Origin of the sequence: Aurantimonas endophytica, assembly GCF_014196845.1 — a bacterium.
GTDB classification, from domain to species: Bacteria; Pseudomonadota; Alphaproteobacteria; order Rhizobiales; family Rhizobiaceae; genus Aurantimonas; species Aurantimonas endophytica.
On sequence record NZ_JACIEM010000001.1, the window covers coordinates 995,724 to 1,011,854 of the forward strand.

At 68.5% G+C, this 16,131-nt stretch carries 13 protein-coding genes; all 13 read right to left on the reverse strand.

Annotated elements, in window-relative coordinates:
* Positions 1-213 precede the first annotated feature (213 nt).
* The 13 genes from puhE to bchF all read right to left on the reverse strand — a co-directional run bounded on the left by puhE (position 214) and on the right by bchF (position 15,764).
* Positions 214-2,217 carry a putative photosynthetic complex assembly protein PuhE gene (gene puhE, locus GGR03_RS04875; protein ID WP_183206394.1) on the reverse strand — a complete coding sequence of 668 codons (2,004 nt, stop codon included), beginning with the start codon at positions 2,215-2,217 and terminating at the stop codon, positions 214-216.
* 105 nt (positions 2,218-2,322) lie between these two features.
* Entirely contained in the window at positions 2,323-3,408 is a 1,086-nt protein-coding gene (gene acsF, locus GGR03_RS04880; protein ID WP_183206395.1) for a magnesium-protoporphyrin IX monomethyl ester (oxidative) cyclase, read from the reverse strand.
* On the reverse strand, positions 3,405-3,707 hold the full coding sequence (locus tag GGR03_RS04885; protein WP_183206396.1) for a hypothetical protein: 303 nt from the start codon (positions 3,705-3,707) through the stop codon (positions 3,405-3,407). The genes acsF and GGR03_RS04885 overlap by 4 nt, the downstream gene beginning before the upstream one ends.
* Entirely contained in the window at positions 3,704-4,192 is a 489-nt protein-coding gene (gene puhC / locus GGR03_RS04890) for a photosynthetic complex assembly protein PuhC (RefSeq protein ID WP_183206397.1), read from the reverse strand. Before puhC ends, GGR03_RS04885 begins: the two co-directional genes overlap by 4 nt.
* 10 nt (positions 4,193-4,202) lie before the next feature.
* Positions 4,203-4,862 carry a photosynthetic complex putative assembly protein PuhB gene (gene puhB / locus GGR03_RS04895; protein WP_183206398.1) on the reverse strand — a complete coding sequence of 220 codons (660 nt, stop codon included), beginning with the start codon at positions 4,860-4,862 and terminating at the stop codon, positions 4,203-4,205.
* Positions 4,859-5,644, reverse strand: a complete 786-nt coding sequence (gene puhA, locus GGR03_RS04900; protein ID WP_183206399.1) for a photosynthetic reaction center subunit H — start codon at positions 5,642-5,644, stop codon at positions 4,859-4,861. Before puhA ends, puhB begins: the two co-directional genes overlap by 4 nt.
* Before the next feature lie 26 nt (positions 5,645-5,670).
* A complete protein-coding gene (locus GGR03_RS04905) occupies positions 5,671-7,110 on the reverse strand; it encodes a BCD family MFS transporter (protein ID WP_183206400.1) in 1,440 nt (479 codons plus the stop codon).
* The gene (bchM, locus tag GGR03_RS04910) at positions 7,107-7,811 is read right to left on the reverse strand and encodes a magnesium protoporphyrin IX methyltransferase (RefSeq protein ID WP_183206401.1); all 705 of its coding nucleotides are present in this window, start codon (positions 7,809-7,811) and stop codon (positions 7,107-7,109) included. The genes GGR03_RS04905 and bchM overlap by 4 nt, the downstream gene beginning before the upstream one ends.
* Positions 7,808-8,719, reverse strand: a complete 912-nt coding sequence (gene bchL / locus GGR03_RS04915) for a ferredoxin:protochlorophyllide reductase (ATP-dependent) iron-sulfur ATP-binding protein (protein WP_183206402.1) — start codon at positions 8,717-8,719, stop codon at positions 7,808-7,810. The genes bchM and bchL overlap by 4 nt, the downstream gene beginning before the upstream one ends.
* Positions 8,716-12,459 carry a magnesium chelatase subunit H gene (locus GGR03_RS04920; protein ID WP_183206403.1) on the reverse strand — a complete coding sequence of 1,248 codons (3,744 nt, stop codon included), beginning with the start codon at positions 12,457-12,459 and terminating at the stop codon, positions 8,716-8,718. Before GGR03_RS04920 ends, bchL begins: the two co-directional genes overlap by 4 nt.
* The gene (gene bchB / locus GGR03_RS04925) at positions 12,431-13,990 is read right to left on the reverse strand and encodes a ferredoxin:protochlorophyllide reductase (ATP-dependent) subunit B (protein WP_183206404.1); all 1,560 of its coding nucleotides are present in this window, start codon (positions 13,988-13,990) and stop codon (positions 12,431-12,433) included. Before bchB ends, GGR03_RS04920 begins: the two co-directional genes overlap by 29 nt.
* Positions 13,991-14,001: 11 nt before the next feature.
* On the reverse strand, positions 14,002-15,291 hold the full coding sequence (locus GGR03_RS04930) for a ferredoxin:protochlorophyllide reductase (ATP-dependent) subunit N (protein WP_183206405.1): 1,290 nt from the start codon (positions 15,289-15,291) through the stop codon (positions 14,002-14,004).
* Positions 15,288-15,764, reverse strand: a complete 477-nt coding sequence (gene bchF / locus GGR03_RS04935) for a 2-vinyl bacteriochlorophyllide hydratase (RefSeq protein ID WP_183207032.1) — start codon at positions 15,762-15,764, stop codon at positions 15,288-15,290. The genes GGR03_RS04930 and bchF overlap by 4 nt, the downstream gene beginning before the upstream one ends.
* Positions 15,765-16,131 lie beyond the last annotated feature (367 nt).

The following is a 16,131-nucleotide window of genomic DNA, read 5'->3' on the forward strand; positions in this document are numbered from 1 at the left end:
GCGCCGGACGAAGCGAACCGCTAAAGGGCGCTTGTCGGCACCGAGTGATGGCTGGTGAAAACGGCCGAATTGTCGCGCAGCCGCAACCGGCACCGGGCGATCGCTTGTCGGCGGCTGAACGGGCCGCAGCATCATTGCCGCAAGCCATTGCCAACGGACAAGCCGAGGCCGGCCATGATCTGCCGGAAAGATCGGCCTGCCGGCGTCTGCAAACTAGTGGACGATCGCCGGCCGTAGGCCTTGCGCGTCGAGGGCCGGAGCCATGGCAGACCTGCCCTCGGCGGGACCCGCTTCGGCAACCAGATCGGCGAAGATCTGGTCGAGCCGAGCCATGTCGAGGTTCCGGCCGATCGCCAAAGCGCGTGGCGCCTCGGACGGTGTCGGCAGATGTGCCGCGATGGAAGGCCAGCCGCCGGCGACATCGAACCGCAGCCAGCCGCCCCTCGACCGCACGATCCCCTTCATCCGGGCGATCTCGCCGACCTCGCCGGCGGCTATCACCGCCAGCGTCTGGCGCAACCGCTCCGCGTCGACGGGTCCGGCAAGGTGACGGCTCCAGGAGGAAAAGCCCATCGCAGCCTCTTCATGGGCATGATCATGGCCGTGACCGTTCCCGTTGCCGCCTGCGTCGATGGGGTGATGAGCATGCGCGTCGTGGCCGTGAGAATGCGCGCCGAGATCGTGGGAACGCGCGTCGTGATCGTGCCCGTTATGATCATGGCGATGCGCAGATATTTCGGCGGGCGTGGCAGCAACGGCGTCTGCCGCCGGCCCGGCACCGTTGCGCGCCGCGCCGGCGTGACCGCCATGGCTGTGGCCGCGATCCAGCGCGTCAACGCCCTCCGTCTCCCGCCAGGTCGTCAGCGCGGTGGACGTATCGATCCCGGCCTCGACCACGCCGTAGCGGGCCGGCAGGATCTCTGCCGCCGGGTTGAGCGCCGTCAGCGTCTCGCGCACCGTCTCGCATTCGCCGGGCGTGACGAGATCGGTCTTGTTGAGGATGAACACCGGGGCAAGCTTCGCCTGCAGGCGGAAATACTCCGGCATGCGGGCGAAATCGCGCAGGAAGGCGCCCGCGTCGATGACGGTGTAGAGCCGCAGCGACCGCAAGAGGTCGCCGATCTCCCGCTCGTGCAGGACGCGCAGCAGCGACGCGACGTCGGCGACGCCGGACGGCTCGATCAGGACGCGTTGCGGCTTGATGCGCGCGACCACCTCGCGCAGCTGCGCCGACAGGTCCTTGCGCAGCGAGCAGCAGATGCAGCCATTGGCGAGTTCGACGACGTCGGCACCCTGGCCCTCGAGCAGCGAACCGTCGATGCCGAGCTCGCCGAAATCGTTGACGAGGACGACTGTCTTCACGTTCGGGTCGGCCTCGGCCAGCATCCGCCGCAATGTCGTCGTCTTGCCGGCGCCGAGGAAGCCGACGACGATCTCGGCATCGAAGGGCTGGCGCTCGCCGCGCGATTTCAGCCCCGGCGCCCAGATCGCGCCGGACGGCATCGGCAGCACCAGCATCCAGTGCTCGAGGATCGCCAGGCCCATCAGCACGGCGAGGAAGGTGTAGCCGGCGCGCTCGAAGGCGCTGGCGCCCTCCGCCATCGCGGCGACGACGAGCAGCGCAGTGATCACCGTCGAGATCGTCACCGAGAACGGAAACAGCAGGTTCATCGAGCGCTTGGTCAGGAAGCTCTTGAGGAACTCCAGATGCTCCGGGAGGAACTCCTCGTTGAGGTTGCGCACACCGAGGAAGACGTTGAGCTTGGCGCTCTGGTGCATCCACCACAGCACCATGAAGGTCCACATGCCGATCTGGTTGGGTCCGCCCCAGGTCAGCCAGACGACCGCCACCGCCGCCGCGATGATCGCCAGCTCGTGGTAGAGGCTGGTCTGGATGGCATGGCCGAAATGCTTCCAGCCCCGGCAGTCTTCCGGACAGGGCTGCTTCCGGCTGCCGGTGACGTAGCCCATGTAGAAGCTCATCTCTTGCCAGCCCCAGGCCAGCAGCCCGAAGGTAAATGCCCAATAGGCGCCGGCGATCGTCGCGTCGCCCGCCGTGCGTTCGAGACCGATCAGCGAGATCGCGAAGATTACCGTCGCGCCGATCATCGAGTATTTGAAGGTCCAGCGCGGCAGGCCGTCGAGATAGATGATGAGGACCGTCGATGCCCACCAGACGCCAAGAGCGAAGAGGGCTGGATAGAGATACTCGGTCATCGACTGGACTCCACGGCGTCATGAACAGGCGGGCGGCCCGCCCTGTCCCGGTCGTCGGGGCAGGACGTCGATCTTGTCAGCGGCAGCGTCGGGCGCCGCCGCCGGCTACCAGGCGGGGACGAGCCGGCTGTCGACCGGGATTTCGTTGCGGATGACCGGCAGCGTGTAGAGCCGCGCGAAGGTCAGGGCGGCGGACGCCTTGCCCTTCCAGGCCATCAGCCGCCCGGCGATCCCACCCTTTTCCTGCCCCGCCGCCACGGTGCGGCTTGCCGCGAGGATCCGCTCCAGGCCGGCGCGGAAGCGGGGATCGTCGATGTCGAGCATGATCGGGAAGACCTGGCGCGAGATGTCCGAAGTGATGCGGAACACCCGGTAGTCGTACGCCGTCGGGTCGAGGCCGAGGGCCTTGTGGAACTCCGGCCTGGCATGATCGCGGACATACATCGTCGCGAACACCGCCAGCAGGAAGAACCGGATCCACAGCTTGTTGCGCCCTTCGAGGACGCTGCGGTCCGCGCGCATCAGGAGCGAGAACGCCTCGCCGTGGCGGAACTCGTCGTTGCACCACTTCTCGAACCATTTGAAGATCGGGTGGAAGCGGCGCTCGGGGTGCTGCTCGAGATGCCGGTAGATCGCGATGTAGCGGGCGTAGCCGATCTTCTCGGACAGATAGGTCGCGTAATAGATGAATTTCGGCTGGAAATAGGTGTATTTCTTGGCCTTGGTCAGGAAGCCGAGATTGACGCCGATGCCGAATTCCTTGAGCGCGTCGTTGATGAAACCGGCATGGCGGGCCTCATCGCGGCTCATCAGCGAGAACAGCTCGCAGATGTCGGGATTGGTGCCACGCCGCTTCATCTCCTTGTAGAGCACGCAGCCGGAGAATTCCGCCGTCAGGGACGAGACGAGGAAGTCGACGAACTCCTTGCGCAGGCCTTCGGGCAGGCTGTCGAGATCGATCGTGTTCCAGTCGGCGTTGCGCCGGAAATGGCCCTTGTTGGGGTCCGACTTCAGTTCGGCGATGAGCTCGTCCCATTCGCGGCGCACGCCGGAGACGTCGACCTTGTCGAGCTTCTCGAAATCGGTCGTGTAGAAGCGCGGCGTGAGCAGCGTATCCTGCTGCGCCGCCTTTGTGGTCTCGTTGAGCGCGTCGGCTCCGGCCGACGCGGCAATCGATGCATGCGCGTTCATAGGCTTGCCCTTTCCGAAAACGAGAACTCGCAGAGTTCCATGAATTCGAGATCGCCGGTCATCCGGACCCAGCCTCTCTCCAGCCAGCCGGCGCGCTTGATGGTGGCGACGCGGCGCACGCTGGCGCGGTGGCCGTACGGGACCTCGACCGGCGCCCCGTGCACCAGCACCTCGTCGCCGGGCTCGACGGTGACGCCGCCGTCGAAGCGCACATGCGCCTCGAGGCTCTCGAAAGTGTTCACCACCTCGACGGTACAGCCGACCTCTTCGCGGCGGCCGCCTAACAGTGCCTGGATCATTGTCCGCCCTCCCCGGTCGGATCGAGCAGGGCCGCGAAGGCCTGGATGTTGGTCTCGCCGAAGGCGCGCAGCTCGACCTGCTGCGGTGTCCGCGGGTCTTCCAGCACCAGTCGCCCGTCCGCCTTCAGCGCCAGCAGGAAGGGCGCGGCATCGTCGATGCCCTTGCGCAGCCGGTTGCGCTGCAAATTGCGCAGAGCCTCGATCGCGAAGGCGCCCTCGCCCTCGACGATGGTGATCAGCGCCTCGCGGGAGTGGGCGTCGAGCAGCGCCGCCGATCCGTCCGTCCGCTCGTCGAGCGCCAGTTCGCGATGGGCGAGCGTTTCGACCGTCGGCGTTCCGGCGATGCCGATGCCGGTGGCGCGGCCGGTGCCGATCACGGCGATGGCGCCGAGCGCCAGCGCTGCCGCACCGAACAGGATCGGCTTGGGGATCGGCCGGTCCGGGGTGGGATAGAAGTTGATCGCGCTCTGGCGGGGCTTGGCCATTCTCGCCTCCTCAAACCGCTGCCGCATGGCCGGCCGGCGCGGAGCGGGCCGAAACCGGTGGGGGTGCGACGGCGACGCGCTGGCCGCCCTGCGCCGCGACCAAGGTCTCGGACAGGAGCCGCGCGACAGCTTCGGCATCCGGCACCGCCCGCAGCATCGGCTCGCTGCGGCCGAGCCGCCACGGCCGCGCATAGGGCCAGAGTTGAAAATAGGAGGGGCGCCCGGCATCCGGCAGCGTCAGCGGAATGTCGCCCGATCCGTCCGCGTAGAGCCGCACGGCGGCAGCCTCCACGTCCTTCAGCGGCACGTTGAGCTGCGCCGGCAACGCGACGCCATAGCGCAGCACCAGCCGCCGCTCGGTGATCGTGAAGGTCGTCGCCCGAGCGGTCAGATATGCGAGCAGGAGGATCAGCGAGACGCCGAGACCGAGCGACGGCAGAAGCGTCAGGACCGCGTTCAGCGCCGCGAGGGCGATGCCGGTCTCCCAGTAGGTCATGCCGAACCGCCACAGGGCGAAGGCGAGGAAGTAAACGCCCACCGCCTTCAGCTGGAATGCCCCGAGCGCAAGGCGCCACCAGTCCGGCTTTCCCTGCCAGAGCATCCGTTCCCCGGCAGGCAGCTCCTCCTGCTTGAGTTCGGTGCGGATATCGTCGAATTCCGCCATGGTCATGCGAGGAATCCTTTCGGTGTCGTGCCGGCATAGAGGTAGCCCCCGGCGAAATAGCCGTTGAGCCGGTCTTCCTCGCGCAGGGTGATCTGGTCGGGACTGGCAAGGCCGGGCACGCGGCTGAACTGGTCGGCGGTCAGCGAGCCGAAGTGCACGGCCCGCCGGGAGGCGCGGATATCGGCGAAGCTCACCGGCGCGAGGATTCGACGACCGCCGGCCTCGAGGCTGGTCTCCACCTCGAGGTAGCGGATGAAGTATTCCGCCGCGTTGAGCCAGATGTCGACGATCGTGCCCACCACGCGGCCGTCGGAGGCCACCACTTCCATGCCGACGAGATCGGGATCGCCGGCCGCGATCCGGTATTGCGGGTTGCTCCGCATCGGCGCGATCTTCAGCGTGCCCTCATAGGTCAGATCCGGCACGTCCTCCTTGAGCGCGTAGGAGGCGGGGCCGACGCCGTCGACCAGCGGATCGCCGAGCGGCAGCAGCGGCGCGCCGGGGAATTCATAGGCCGGAATGGCGTTGATCTCCCGCTCGCGGGCCGGACGCGGCGCCAGCTGGACCGAGCCGTCGGAGCGCCGGAACACCTTGGGAGACGGCATCGGCGGGAACCCGACCACCTGCATCCGCCCGCCGGTGCCGCGCGTGCGGTCGGACTCCAGCGGGTAGCCCTCGCGCTTGTCCTCGGACCGCAGGTAGTAGACGAGGCCGAGGAAGAACAGGAAGAACAGGAAGACGAGCAGCAGCGGGATATCGAACTGCTCGGTGAAGGGGATGAGGGGCATGGCAGTCTCTCCCAGGCGGCGACGGTTCAGTTGGGCAGGTCGGCCAGGCCGAAGCCGGGCGACGGGGCCGGCCGCGGCTTGACCCGGGCCGGAACGACCAGCGGACCCAGCGCGGCAAGCGTTAGGAACAGCAGGCCAATCTCGAAATGGTAGACGACGCCGTAGGCGGCGGCCGGTCCGCTGAAGGCGGCGCCGAGCCAGCCCGCATCGGCGAGCAGGCCGACACCGTCGCGCAGGAAACCGCCAAAGGCGACGGCAAGGCCGAGGGCCATAGCCTGGACGGCGCCCCAGGCGCCGAGCACGAGGCCGCTGCGGCCCTCGCCGGCGATGCCCATCGCGGCGATCAGCATCGACACCGAGAACAGGCCGGCGCCGAGACCGATCCCGGCGGTGCCGGCGCAGAACAGGCCGACCGAGCCGAACGGCGCCGAGAGGATGACGGCGGAGAAGCCCGGCAGCCCGAGCATCAGGCCGACGGCGGCGACGACATAGACGTTGCCACCGCGGGCAAGAACTCGCGCGGCAACGAGATAGCCGGCGAAGCTGCCGGCCGCGAACAGCGCCGTCAGCAGCGTCGTCGAGCCGACCCGCATGCCGAGCACCTCGCCGCCATAGGGCTCGAGCAGGATGTCCTGCATCCCGAAGGCCGCCGTGCCGAAGGCCAGCGTCACCAATAGCCGCATCAGGCCCGGCTCGGCGGCGAGCGAGGCGATCGCCTCGCGCAGCTTCGGCTTTTCGGGCGGCGCGGTATCCGGCCCGATGTCGCGCCGCCGCGGCTCCTGCTTCCAGATCGCGATGGCGGTCAGCGCGCAGGTGATGATCGCCGACCAGTTGAGGATCTGGATGAGGCGGAGCGGTGTGAAATCCGCCAGCAACTGGCCGATCACCACGGCGCCGACGAACATGCCGAGCAGCAGCGTCGTATAGAGCATGGCGACGACGCGGGGCCGCTTCTCGGGCGGCGCCAGATCCATCGCCAGCGCCAGACCCGCCGTCTGCACCGTGTGCATGCCGGCACCGACCATCAGGAAGGCCAGCGCCATGCCGGCTTCGCCGAAACCGTCGGTGCCCGGCATGTCCTCGGCGATGATCAGCAGCGAGACGGGCATGAGCGTCAGGCCGCCGAACTGTATCAGCGACCCGAACCAGATATACGGCACCCGCCGCCAGCCGAGATAGGACCGGTGGTTGTCCGACTTGAAGCCGATCAGCGCCCGCGCCGGGGCGGAGATCAGCGGCAGCGCCATGGCCACCGCGATCACCGACAGCGGAATGCCGAGCTCGACCGCCATCACGCGGTTCAGCGTGCCGCCGAGCAGCACCAGCGTCAGGCCGACCGAGACCTGGAACAGCGACAACCGCAACAGCCGACCGAGCGGCAGGTCCGTCGCCGCCGCATCGGCGAACGGCATCAGCGCCCGGGTGAAGGCGCCGAATTCGAAGCGGTTGCGGACGATCTCGGTCATGCCCGGACGAGCTCCCGCGCATGGCTCTTGTAGAAGAGACTGGTGATCCGTGCGTCCCGGCCGACATCCCAGCCCGCCAGCGCCGGATGCGCCTCGATCCCGGCGGCCAGCCGGCCGGCCTCCACGGGCACGATCGACGGCGCCCGGTCGGCGCGGGGGAACAGCCGCCCGGCCATGTGCATCAAGGTCAGCGCCGGCGTCTTCGGGGCGACGGTGAAGACGATCGATCCGTCCGTGCGCATCGCCAAAGTGGCGAGCGACGCGACGGCGTCGGGGGCGTCGTAGTGGATCAGCGAGTCCATCAGCACGACGTGGTCGAAGCGGCCGAGCGCCCCGTCCAGCATGTCGCCGGCGATGAAGCGGATGCGGCCGCCGAGACCGGCTTCCGCCGCCTGCGCTGCGGCATGGGCGACCAGCGTCGGCGACAGGTCGATCGCCACCACGTCCGCACCGCGCCGCGCCGCTTCGATGGACAGGGCGCCGGTGCCACAGCCGGCATCGAGGATGCGGCGGCCGGAAAGGTCCGCCGGCAGCATCGCCAAGAGCGCCTCGCGCATCGCGTCCCGCCCGGCCCGCACGCTGGCGCGGATGCGGCCCAGCGGCGCGTCCGAGGTCAGCCGCTTCCACGTCTCGGCGGCGGTGCGATCGAAATAGGTTTCGATCTCGCCGCGCCGCGTCTCGTATGTCGCCACGCCGGTCATTCGAACCCCAGGAAATCGAAGATGTCGCGATCCTTCATGGCGCGACCGTCCATCGGCGCGACGCCCGCATAGAGCGAGGCGGCAAGGCGCAGATATTCGTTCTGAACCGCCTCGAGCTCCGGCGAGGCCTCCATCTCGAACAAGGTGGACTTCTTCAGCCGGCTCTTGCGGATGACGTCGAGATCAGGGAAATGCGCCACCCGCTGCAGCCCGGCGGCGGCATTGAAGCGGTCGATCTCGTCGGTGTTCGCCGAACGGTTGGCGATGACGCCGCCGAGCCGGACGTCGTAGTTCTTGGCCTTCGCCTGGATCGCCGCGACGATCCGGTTCATCGCGAAGATCGAGTCGAAATCGTTGGCAGTGACGACGAGGGCGCGGTCGGCATGCTGGAGCGGCGCGGCGAAGCCGCCGCAGACGACGTCGCCGAGCACGTCGAAGATCACGACGTCGGTGTCCTCCAGCAGGTGATGCTCCTTCAGGAGCTTCACCGTCTGGCCGACGACGTAGCCGCCGCAGCCGGTGCCGGCGGGCGGCCCGCCCGCCTCGACGCACATCACGCCGTTGTAGCCCTCGAAGACGAAGTCCTCCGGCTGCAGCTCCTCGGCATGAAAGTTCACCGACTCCAGTACGTCGATGACCGTCGGCTGTAGCCGCTTGGTCAGGGTGAAGGTGGAATCGTGCTTGGGGTCGCAGCCGATCTGCAGCACCCGTTTGCCGAGCTTGGAGAACGCCACCGACAGGTTCGACGAGGTCGTCGACTTGCCGATCCCGCCCTTGCCGTAGATCGCGAAGACGAGGGCGCCCTCGATCTTCAGGCTGCTCTCCATCCGCACCTGGACGCTGCCCTCGCCGTCCTCGCGGCGGTGGAGCGCATTCGGCAGCGGCAGGGTCGTCTTCAGCGCGCTCATGCCGCCGCCTCCATGGGTTTGATGCCCTCGAGCCGATCCTCGAGTTCGTCGCCGGCTTCCCTGAGCGCGTCGAGTTCGGCGTCGCTGGGCAGCCAGTAGCGGCGCTCCTGCGCCTCGATCAGGCGGTCTACCATCCGGGCCGACGCCGTCGGGTTGAGCGCCGCGAGGCGCTCGCGCATGGCGGGGTCGAGCACGAAGGTCTCGGCAAGCCGCTTGTAGACCCAGGGGCTGACCTGGCCGGTCGTCGCCGACCAGCCGAGCGTGTTGGTCACGTGGCTCTCGATCTGGCGGACGCCCTCGTAGCCATGGGCGAGCATCGCCTCGACCCATTTGGGGTTGAGCGTCCGCGTGCGAGTCTCGAGCGCCACCTGCTCCTCGAGGCTGCGGACCTTGCCCTCGCCGCGGGTCTGATCGCCGATATAGACGGGGACGGTGCTTCCGCGGGCCTCCGAAGCCGCGCGGCTGATGCCGCCGAGCGTATCGAAATAATGGTCGATCGTGGTGACGCCGAGTTCCACCGATTCGAGGTTCTGGTAGGTCATCTCGACCCGGGCGAAGGACGCCTTCAGCAGCGCCGCCTGCTCGCCGGTCCGGCCCTTGCGGTCGACCGCGAAGCACTTGCGGCGGGTGTAGGCGGCGGCAAGCTCGCCCTCCTCCGACCAGGCGCCGGAATCGACCAGCAAGTTGACGTTCGACCCGTAGGCGCCGTCCGCATTGGAGAACACCCGGAGCGCCGCGGTCTCGAAATCGCAGCCGGTCTCTTCGGCATAGGCGAGCGCGTGCTTGCGCACGAAGTTCTGCTCCAGCGGCTCGTCCGCCGAGGCAGCGAGGAAGGCCGCTTCCGCCAAGAGCTTGGACTGCAGCGGCAGGAGGTCGCGGAAAATGCCGGACAGGGTGATCAAGACGTCGATCCGCGGCCGGCCCAGAACCTCCAGCGGCACAAGGTCGGCGCCTGCGAGCCGGCCGAAGCCGTCATAGCGCGGCGTCGCGCCCATCAGGGCCAGCGCCTGGGCGAGCGGGCTGCCCTCGCTCTTCAAATTGTCGGTGCCCCACAGGACGATCGCAATCTTCTCCGGCAGCGCGTGGCCGCTGGCGGCGTGGCGAGAGAGGATCCGATCCGCCTGCCGGCGGCCGTCGGCGACGGCGAAGGCGCTGGGAATGCGGAAGGGATCGAAGCCGTGGACGTTCCGCCCGGTCGGCACGATCTGCGGCGAGCGCAGGAGGTCGCCGCCCGCGACCGGCCGGATGAACCGCCCGTCCAATGCAGCAAGCAAAGCCGTCAGCTCGGTGTCACAACGCAGATCAGTGTCTAGTCGGATGAGAGAGGCGATGGTGTTCGCGGCGAGGATCGGCTCGGTGCCATCGGTCTTGAGGCAAGCAGCAAGCGCCGCGCCCTCGTCGCCGGCAGACAGCAGCTCGAGCGCGGCACGGTTCGGCTCGGCCCCGAGCGCCATCTCGGCGACCGCCGACAGCAGGTCGAGCCGCTCGGCATCGGTGACCGTCTCCCCGACCACATGCAGCCCGTGCGGGATCAGCGTCGTCTCAAGCTCGGTGACGGCCAGCCGCAGCGCCTCGACATCGAAGGGTTCGGCCTCGCCGTCGGCGCCGGCCTTCAGGAGATCGAGTTCGACCGCCTGCGCGCCGATCGTCTCGGCGAGGCTCAGCCGCTCGGCGGCGGCGTCGGGCGCGGTCTGGCGCCAGCGCTCGATCGTCGCCTTGAGGTCGACGAGGCCGCGATAGAGTCCGGCATGCGAGACCGGCGGCGTCAGGTGCGACACCAGCGTCGCGGCGGCGCGGCGCTTGGCGATCGTGCCTTCCGACGGATTGTTGGCGGCGTAGAGATAGATGTTCGGCAGGTCCTGGATCAGCCGGTCCGGCCAGCAGGCCGAGGACAGGCCCACCTGCTTGCCCGGCATGAACTCCAGCGCGCCGTGGGTGCCGAAATGCAGGACCGCATCGGCGCGGAATTCCTCGCGCAGCCAGCGGTAATAGGCCGAGAAGGCGTGCGTCGGCGCGAAGCTCTTCTCGAACAGGAGCCGCATCGGATCGCCCTCGTAGCCGAAGGCCGGCTGCACCCCGACGAATACGTTGCCGAAGCCGTGGCCGAGCACGAAGATCGACGCGCCGTCCGATTGCTGGCGCCCCGGCGCGGGTCCCCACTGCGCCTCGATCTCGGCGAGATGCGGCTCGCGCCGGACGTGGTCGTCGGCCCGGATGCGGGCATGGACATTGGCCTGCGCTCCGAACTGGGCGGCGTTGCCGAAGAGGATGGACTCGCGCAGCGCGTCGACGCTGGCCGGCATCCTGACGTCATAGCCGTCGGCCTTCAGCGCCTTCAGCGTGTTGAACAGGGAGGCGAAGACGGAGAGATAGGCGGCGGTGCCGACGCTGCCGGCATTCGGCGGGAAGTTGAAGATGGTGATGGCGATGCGGCGCTCGGCCTTGGCGCGCCGGCGCAGCGCAATCAGCTTGGTGACCCGGCGCGCCAGCATGTCGGCGCGGTCCGGCTCGGCGGTCATTTCCCGATGCCCGTCGGAGCCGGGGATGACGGTGCGCCCGCCGAACAGCATCGTGCCGGTTGCGCCGTCGATCTCCGGGATCGCTACCATGATCGTCGATTCAACCGGGGTCAGCCCGGCCGGCGAGACGCGCCACTCGTCCAGCGACTGGAACTCGACCGCTTGCGCCGAGATGAACGGCACGTCGAGCCCGGCCAACGCCTCTTCGGCCGCCCGCGCATCGTTGTAGGCTGGGCCGCCGACCAACGAGAAGCCGGTCAGCGAGACCATCGCGTCGATGGTCGGCTTTCCGTCGCGCTTGAAATAGGCGTCGATGGCGGGCCGCGAATCCAGCCCGCTGGCATAGGCCGCGATGACCCGCAACCCCCGCGCCTCCAGCGCCGCGATCACCCCGTCATAGTGCCCGGTATCGCCGGACAGCACATAGGAGCGCATCACCAGCAGGCCGACCGTGCCCGCCTCGCCCTCCGATTGCGGCAGGCTCTGCAGTCGAACGGCCATCCGGTCGCGCAGCCGCGGATGGTACAGCCCGACATCCGGATAGACATGTGGCTCGCCCGGGCGCACCCGGTCGCGCAGCACGGCGCGGGGCCCGTCCGCATAGCGGTTGACGAGGTATCGCACCATGTTGGCGATGTTTTCGTCCGATCCCGCCAGCCAGTATTGCAGCATCAGGAAATAGGCCCGCACGTCCTGGGCGGTGCCCGGGATGAAGCGCAGGATCTTCGGCAGCCGCCGCAGCATCGCCATCTGCTTGGCGCCGGAGCTCTCGCCCTTGGTCTTGCGCGACCCGCGAAGCCGCTTCAGCAGCGACATCGCGCCACTGCTCTTGGCACTCATGTCGAACTTGCCGAGCTTGGTGAGCCGGACGATCTCGGCGCCCGACATGGCGCAGACCATGGCGTCGCAATGGTCGCGCTGCGCCTGCAGCGCCGGCAGCACGGGCATGATGTGATCTTCCAGGAACAGCATGCCCGCAAAGACGATGTCGGCAGCGGCAATGTCGGCGAGGCAGCGGCCGAGAGCCGCCGGATCGCGGTCCCAGTCGGTGGCCGCGTGAACGGTGAGGTCGAGCCCCGGCAGTTCTCGCCGCAGCTTTTGCCGCGCCGCCGCCACCGCACCGGCGACATGGCCGTCGAGCGTGATGATGACCATTCGGATGGCGACGTCGCCGCCGCGCGCCGCAGCCGGGTCAGCGGCCGAAATGGGCTTTGGCGTCATAGAGCGTCTCCACGGTGATCCGGGACAGACCACGTTCGGCTGCGAAGCGTTCGGTGTTGCGGCGGGCCTTGCCGCGCACGAAGAAGGGGATCTTGCGGAGCTCGGCCTCGGCGTCCTCGCCCCAGCCGGCGGCCTCCAGCGTCGCCGCCTCGGCCTGCGCAGCGGCCGGCGCGACCGCCTCGACCCGCTCGCCGGCGCCCAGATGCGACGGGCGCGCCGCGTCGTTGAACTCGAAATCGTCGCGGAACATGCCGAGCAGGTGCTCCTCGAGCCCCATGACCAGCGGATGCACGAACGTGTCCCAGAGGACGTTGGCGCCCTCGAACCCCATCTGCGGCGAGTGGCGGGCCGGATAGTCCTGGACGTGGACAGGCGCCGAGATCACCGCGCAGCCGATCCCGAGCCGCTTGGCGATGTGGCGCTCCATCTGCGTGCCGAGCACGAGTTCCGGCTGCAGCGCCGCGATCGCTTCCTCGACCTCGAGATAGTCGTCGGTGATCAGCGCGGTGAGGCCATGTGCCTCACCGACGACCCTCACCTCGCGCGCGAACTCCCGCGAGTAAGTGCCTAATCCAACAAGCGTAAAGCCGAACTCCTCGGTCACCATCCGTGCGGCGGCGATGGCGTGGGTCGCGTCGCCGAAGACGAAGACGCGCTTGCCGGTGAGATAGCTGGAATCGACCGACCGCGAGAACCACGGCAACCGCGTCTCGGGCAGCGACGTTTCGGCATCGATGCCGGCCAATTGCCGGACTTCTGCGATGAACTCCTGCGTCGCGCCGACGCCGATGGGCACGACCGTGGTGAATGCCTGGCCGAAGCTCCGCTTCAGCCACCTTGCGGCGACGCCGGCAATCTCGGGATAGAGGACGACGTTGAAATCCGCCTCGCCGAGCCGCGCGAGGTCCGCCGGCGAGGCGCCGAGCGGCGCGACCACCCCGACATCGACGCCGAGGGAGGCGAGCAGCGTGCGGATCTCGGCGAGATCGTCGCGATGCCGGAAGCCGAGCGCCGTCGGCCCGAGGATGTTGCAGAGCGGGCGCCGGCGCGCCGGCCGTTCCGGAGCCGTCGATCCGTCCGCCGAAGCGGGCGGCGCGGCAAGCGTGCGCACCAGCTGGTAGAAGGTCTCCGCCGCGCCCCAGTTTTCCTTGCGCTGGTAGGACGGCAGCTCGAGCGCGATCACCGGCACCGGCAGGCCGGCTGCCTTGGCGAGGCCGCCCGGATCGTCCTGGATCAGCTCGGCGGTGCAGGAGGCACCGACCAGCATCGCCTCGGGGCGGAAGCGCTCATAGGCCTCGCGTAGCGTCGTTTGGAACAGCGCCGCCGTGTCGGATCCGAGATCGCGGGCCTCGAAGGTCGTGTAGGTCACCGGCGGGCGCTTGTCGCGCCGCTCGATCATGGTGAACAGGAGGTCGGCGTAGGTGTCGCCCTGCGGCGCGTGCAGGACGTAGTGGACGCCCTCCATCGCGGTGGCGATGCGCATGGCCCCGACATGCGGTGGTCCCTCATAGGTCCAGACGGTGAGTTGCATCGCCGCCTCCCTCAGACCCGAAGCCGCGTCTGCCGATCGAACGGCCGGGCGAACAAAGCGGCGAGATCGCCGGCCTGCTCGTAGCCCTGGATCGGCGTGAACAGGAGCTCAATCGACCATTTGGTCGTCAGCCCCTCCGCCTCGAGCGGATTGGCGAGACCGAGGCCGCAGACCGTGATGTCGGGGCGCTCGGCCCGCGCCCGGTCGAGCTGCCGGTCGACGTCCTGGCCCTCCGACAGGACGACGTCCTCCGGCAGCAGCGCCAGCTCCTCCGCCAGATGGGTACGGTGCAGATACGGCGTGCCGATCTCGGTCAGGCGCATGCCGAGCTCGCGCGACAGCATCCGGGCGAGCGGGATCTCCAGCTGCGAGTCGGGGAAGAAGAAGATCCGCCTTCCCTCGAGCCGGTCGCGATAGGCGGCAAGCGCCTGCTGCGCCCGCGCCTCGGCTGCCGCCGTCGCCGAGCGGAAGCGCATCGGGTCGACCCCGAAGGCGTCGGCCGCGGCCTTCAGCCACTTCGTCGTGCCCTCGGCGCCCAGCGGGAACGGTGCCGGCAGATGCACCGCGCCACGCTCGTCGAGCGCCCGGGCCGTATCGCCGAGGAATGGCTGGGCCAGGAGATAGCGCGTCCCCGGCCCGACCGGCGGCAGGTCGCGCGACTGGCGTGGCGGCAGGAACCGCACGTCGTCGATCCCCATCGTGGCGAAGAGCCGGGCGAACTGGTCCTCGACGACGTCGGCGAGCGCGCCGACGACGAGCAGCTGCGGCTCGGCCGTGACGGCTGGAAGCTCGGGGACCAGCGAAGCGAGGCACTTGTCCTCGCCCTGCGTGAAGGTCGTCTCGATGCCGGAGCCGGAATAGTTGAGGATCCTCAGACCCGGCGCATGGCGCTGCGAGAGCCGGGCGGCTGCCCGGGACAGGTCGAGCTTGATGACCTCGGAGGGGCACGAGCCGACGAGGAAGAGCATCTTGATGTCCGGCCGCCGCTCGACCAGCCTTGCGACGATGCGGTCGAGCTCCTCGTTGGCGTCGGCAAGGCCGGCGAGGTCGCGCTCTTCCATGACGGCGGTGGCGAAACGCGGCTCGGCGAAGATCATAACCCCGGCGGCCGACTGGATGAGATGGGCGCAGGTTCGCGAGCCAACGACGAGGAAGAAGGCATCCTGGATCTTGCGGTGCAACCAGACGATACCGGTCAGCCCGCAGAACACCTCGCGCTGGCCGCGCTCGCGCAGCACCGGCCGCTCGGCACAACCGACAACCGGGGCGGGACGGGCGGCGGGCTGAACGACGGGGCTCATGAAGCCACCGGAGAGTAGGAAGGCCGTTCCAGCCGTGCGGCGCGCAGCTTCAGAAGGAACTGCGTCGCGTTGGCCGCGTAGCTGGCATAGGCGGCGAGCGCCACGGCCAGCTGTTCCGTCACGGTGCCGAGGCCGAGGAGCAGCATGGCGAGGTAAAGCGTGTGCAGTGCCAGGACGAGCATCGAAACGACGTCCTCCCAGAAGAACGCCGGGGCGAAGAGATAGCGGCCGAACACCACCTTCTCCCAGATCGAGCCGGTGATCATGATCGCGTAGAGCACCAGCGTCTTCACGACGACCGACGCGGCTGCTGCAAAGGCGCCTTCGCCGGTCGCGAGACACCACAGCACCAGCGCCAGGCTGACGAGGAAGACGAGGAACTGCAGCGGCGCGAGGATCCCCTGGACGAAGGTCCAGACCGAAGCATCCCGCCGCGCCCGCTCCGCTTCCGTGTAGAGGCCACCGGACCTCATTGGAGCCGGCGGCGGATCGAAGCGGACGGTGAGCTGGTGCGGCTTCATGGGGGAAGTCTGCGGTGGGCAGCCGCAATGTGTCAAGTAAAATTGACGCTCAAAAAACTTTACACCGGACTGTCATCCGGGCGTTGCAATCGCCCCGCGATTGAGAGACATTTATTTGGAGGAAAAACAAAAAGCTTCGTCAGGCGCCACGACTGCTGGCACCCGGCCATAATTCGAAGTAATCGATGCGCCGGAGGGAGGAACCGATGGCCGGGATTCTGCGTGAGAATGTGCCGGGTCGCGACCTCACCGCGGCTCGACCGCGCCGCCCGCTACCGTCAACTGAATTGGACACACGCCCCTCGCCCTCACCGTCCGG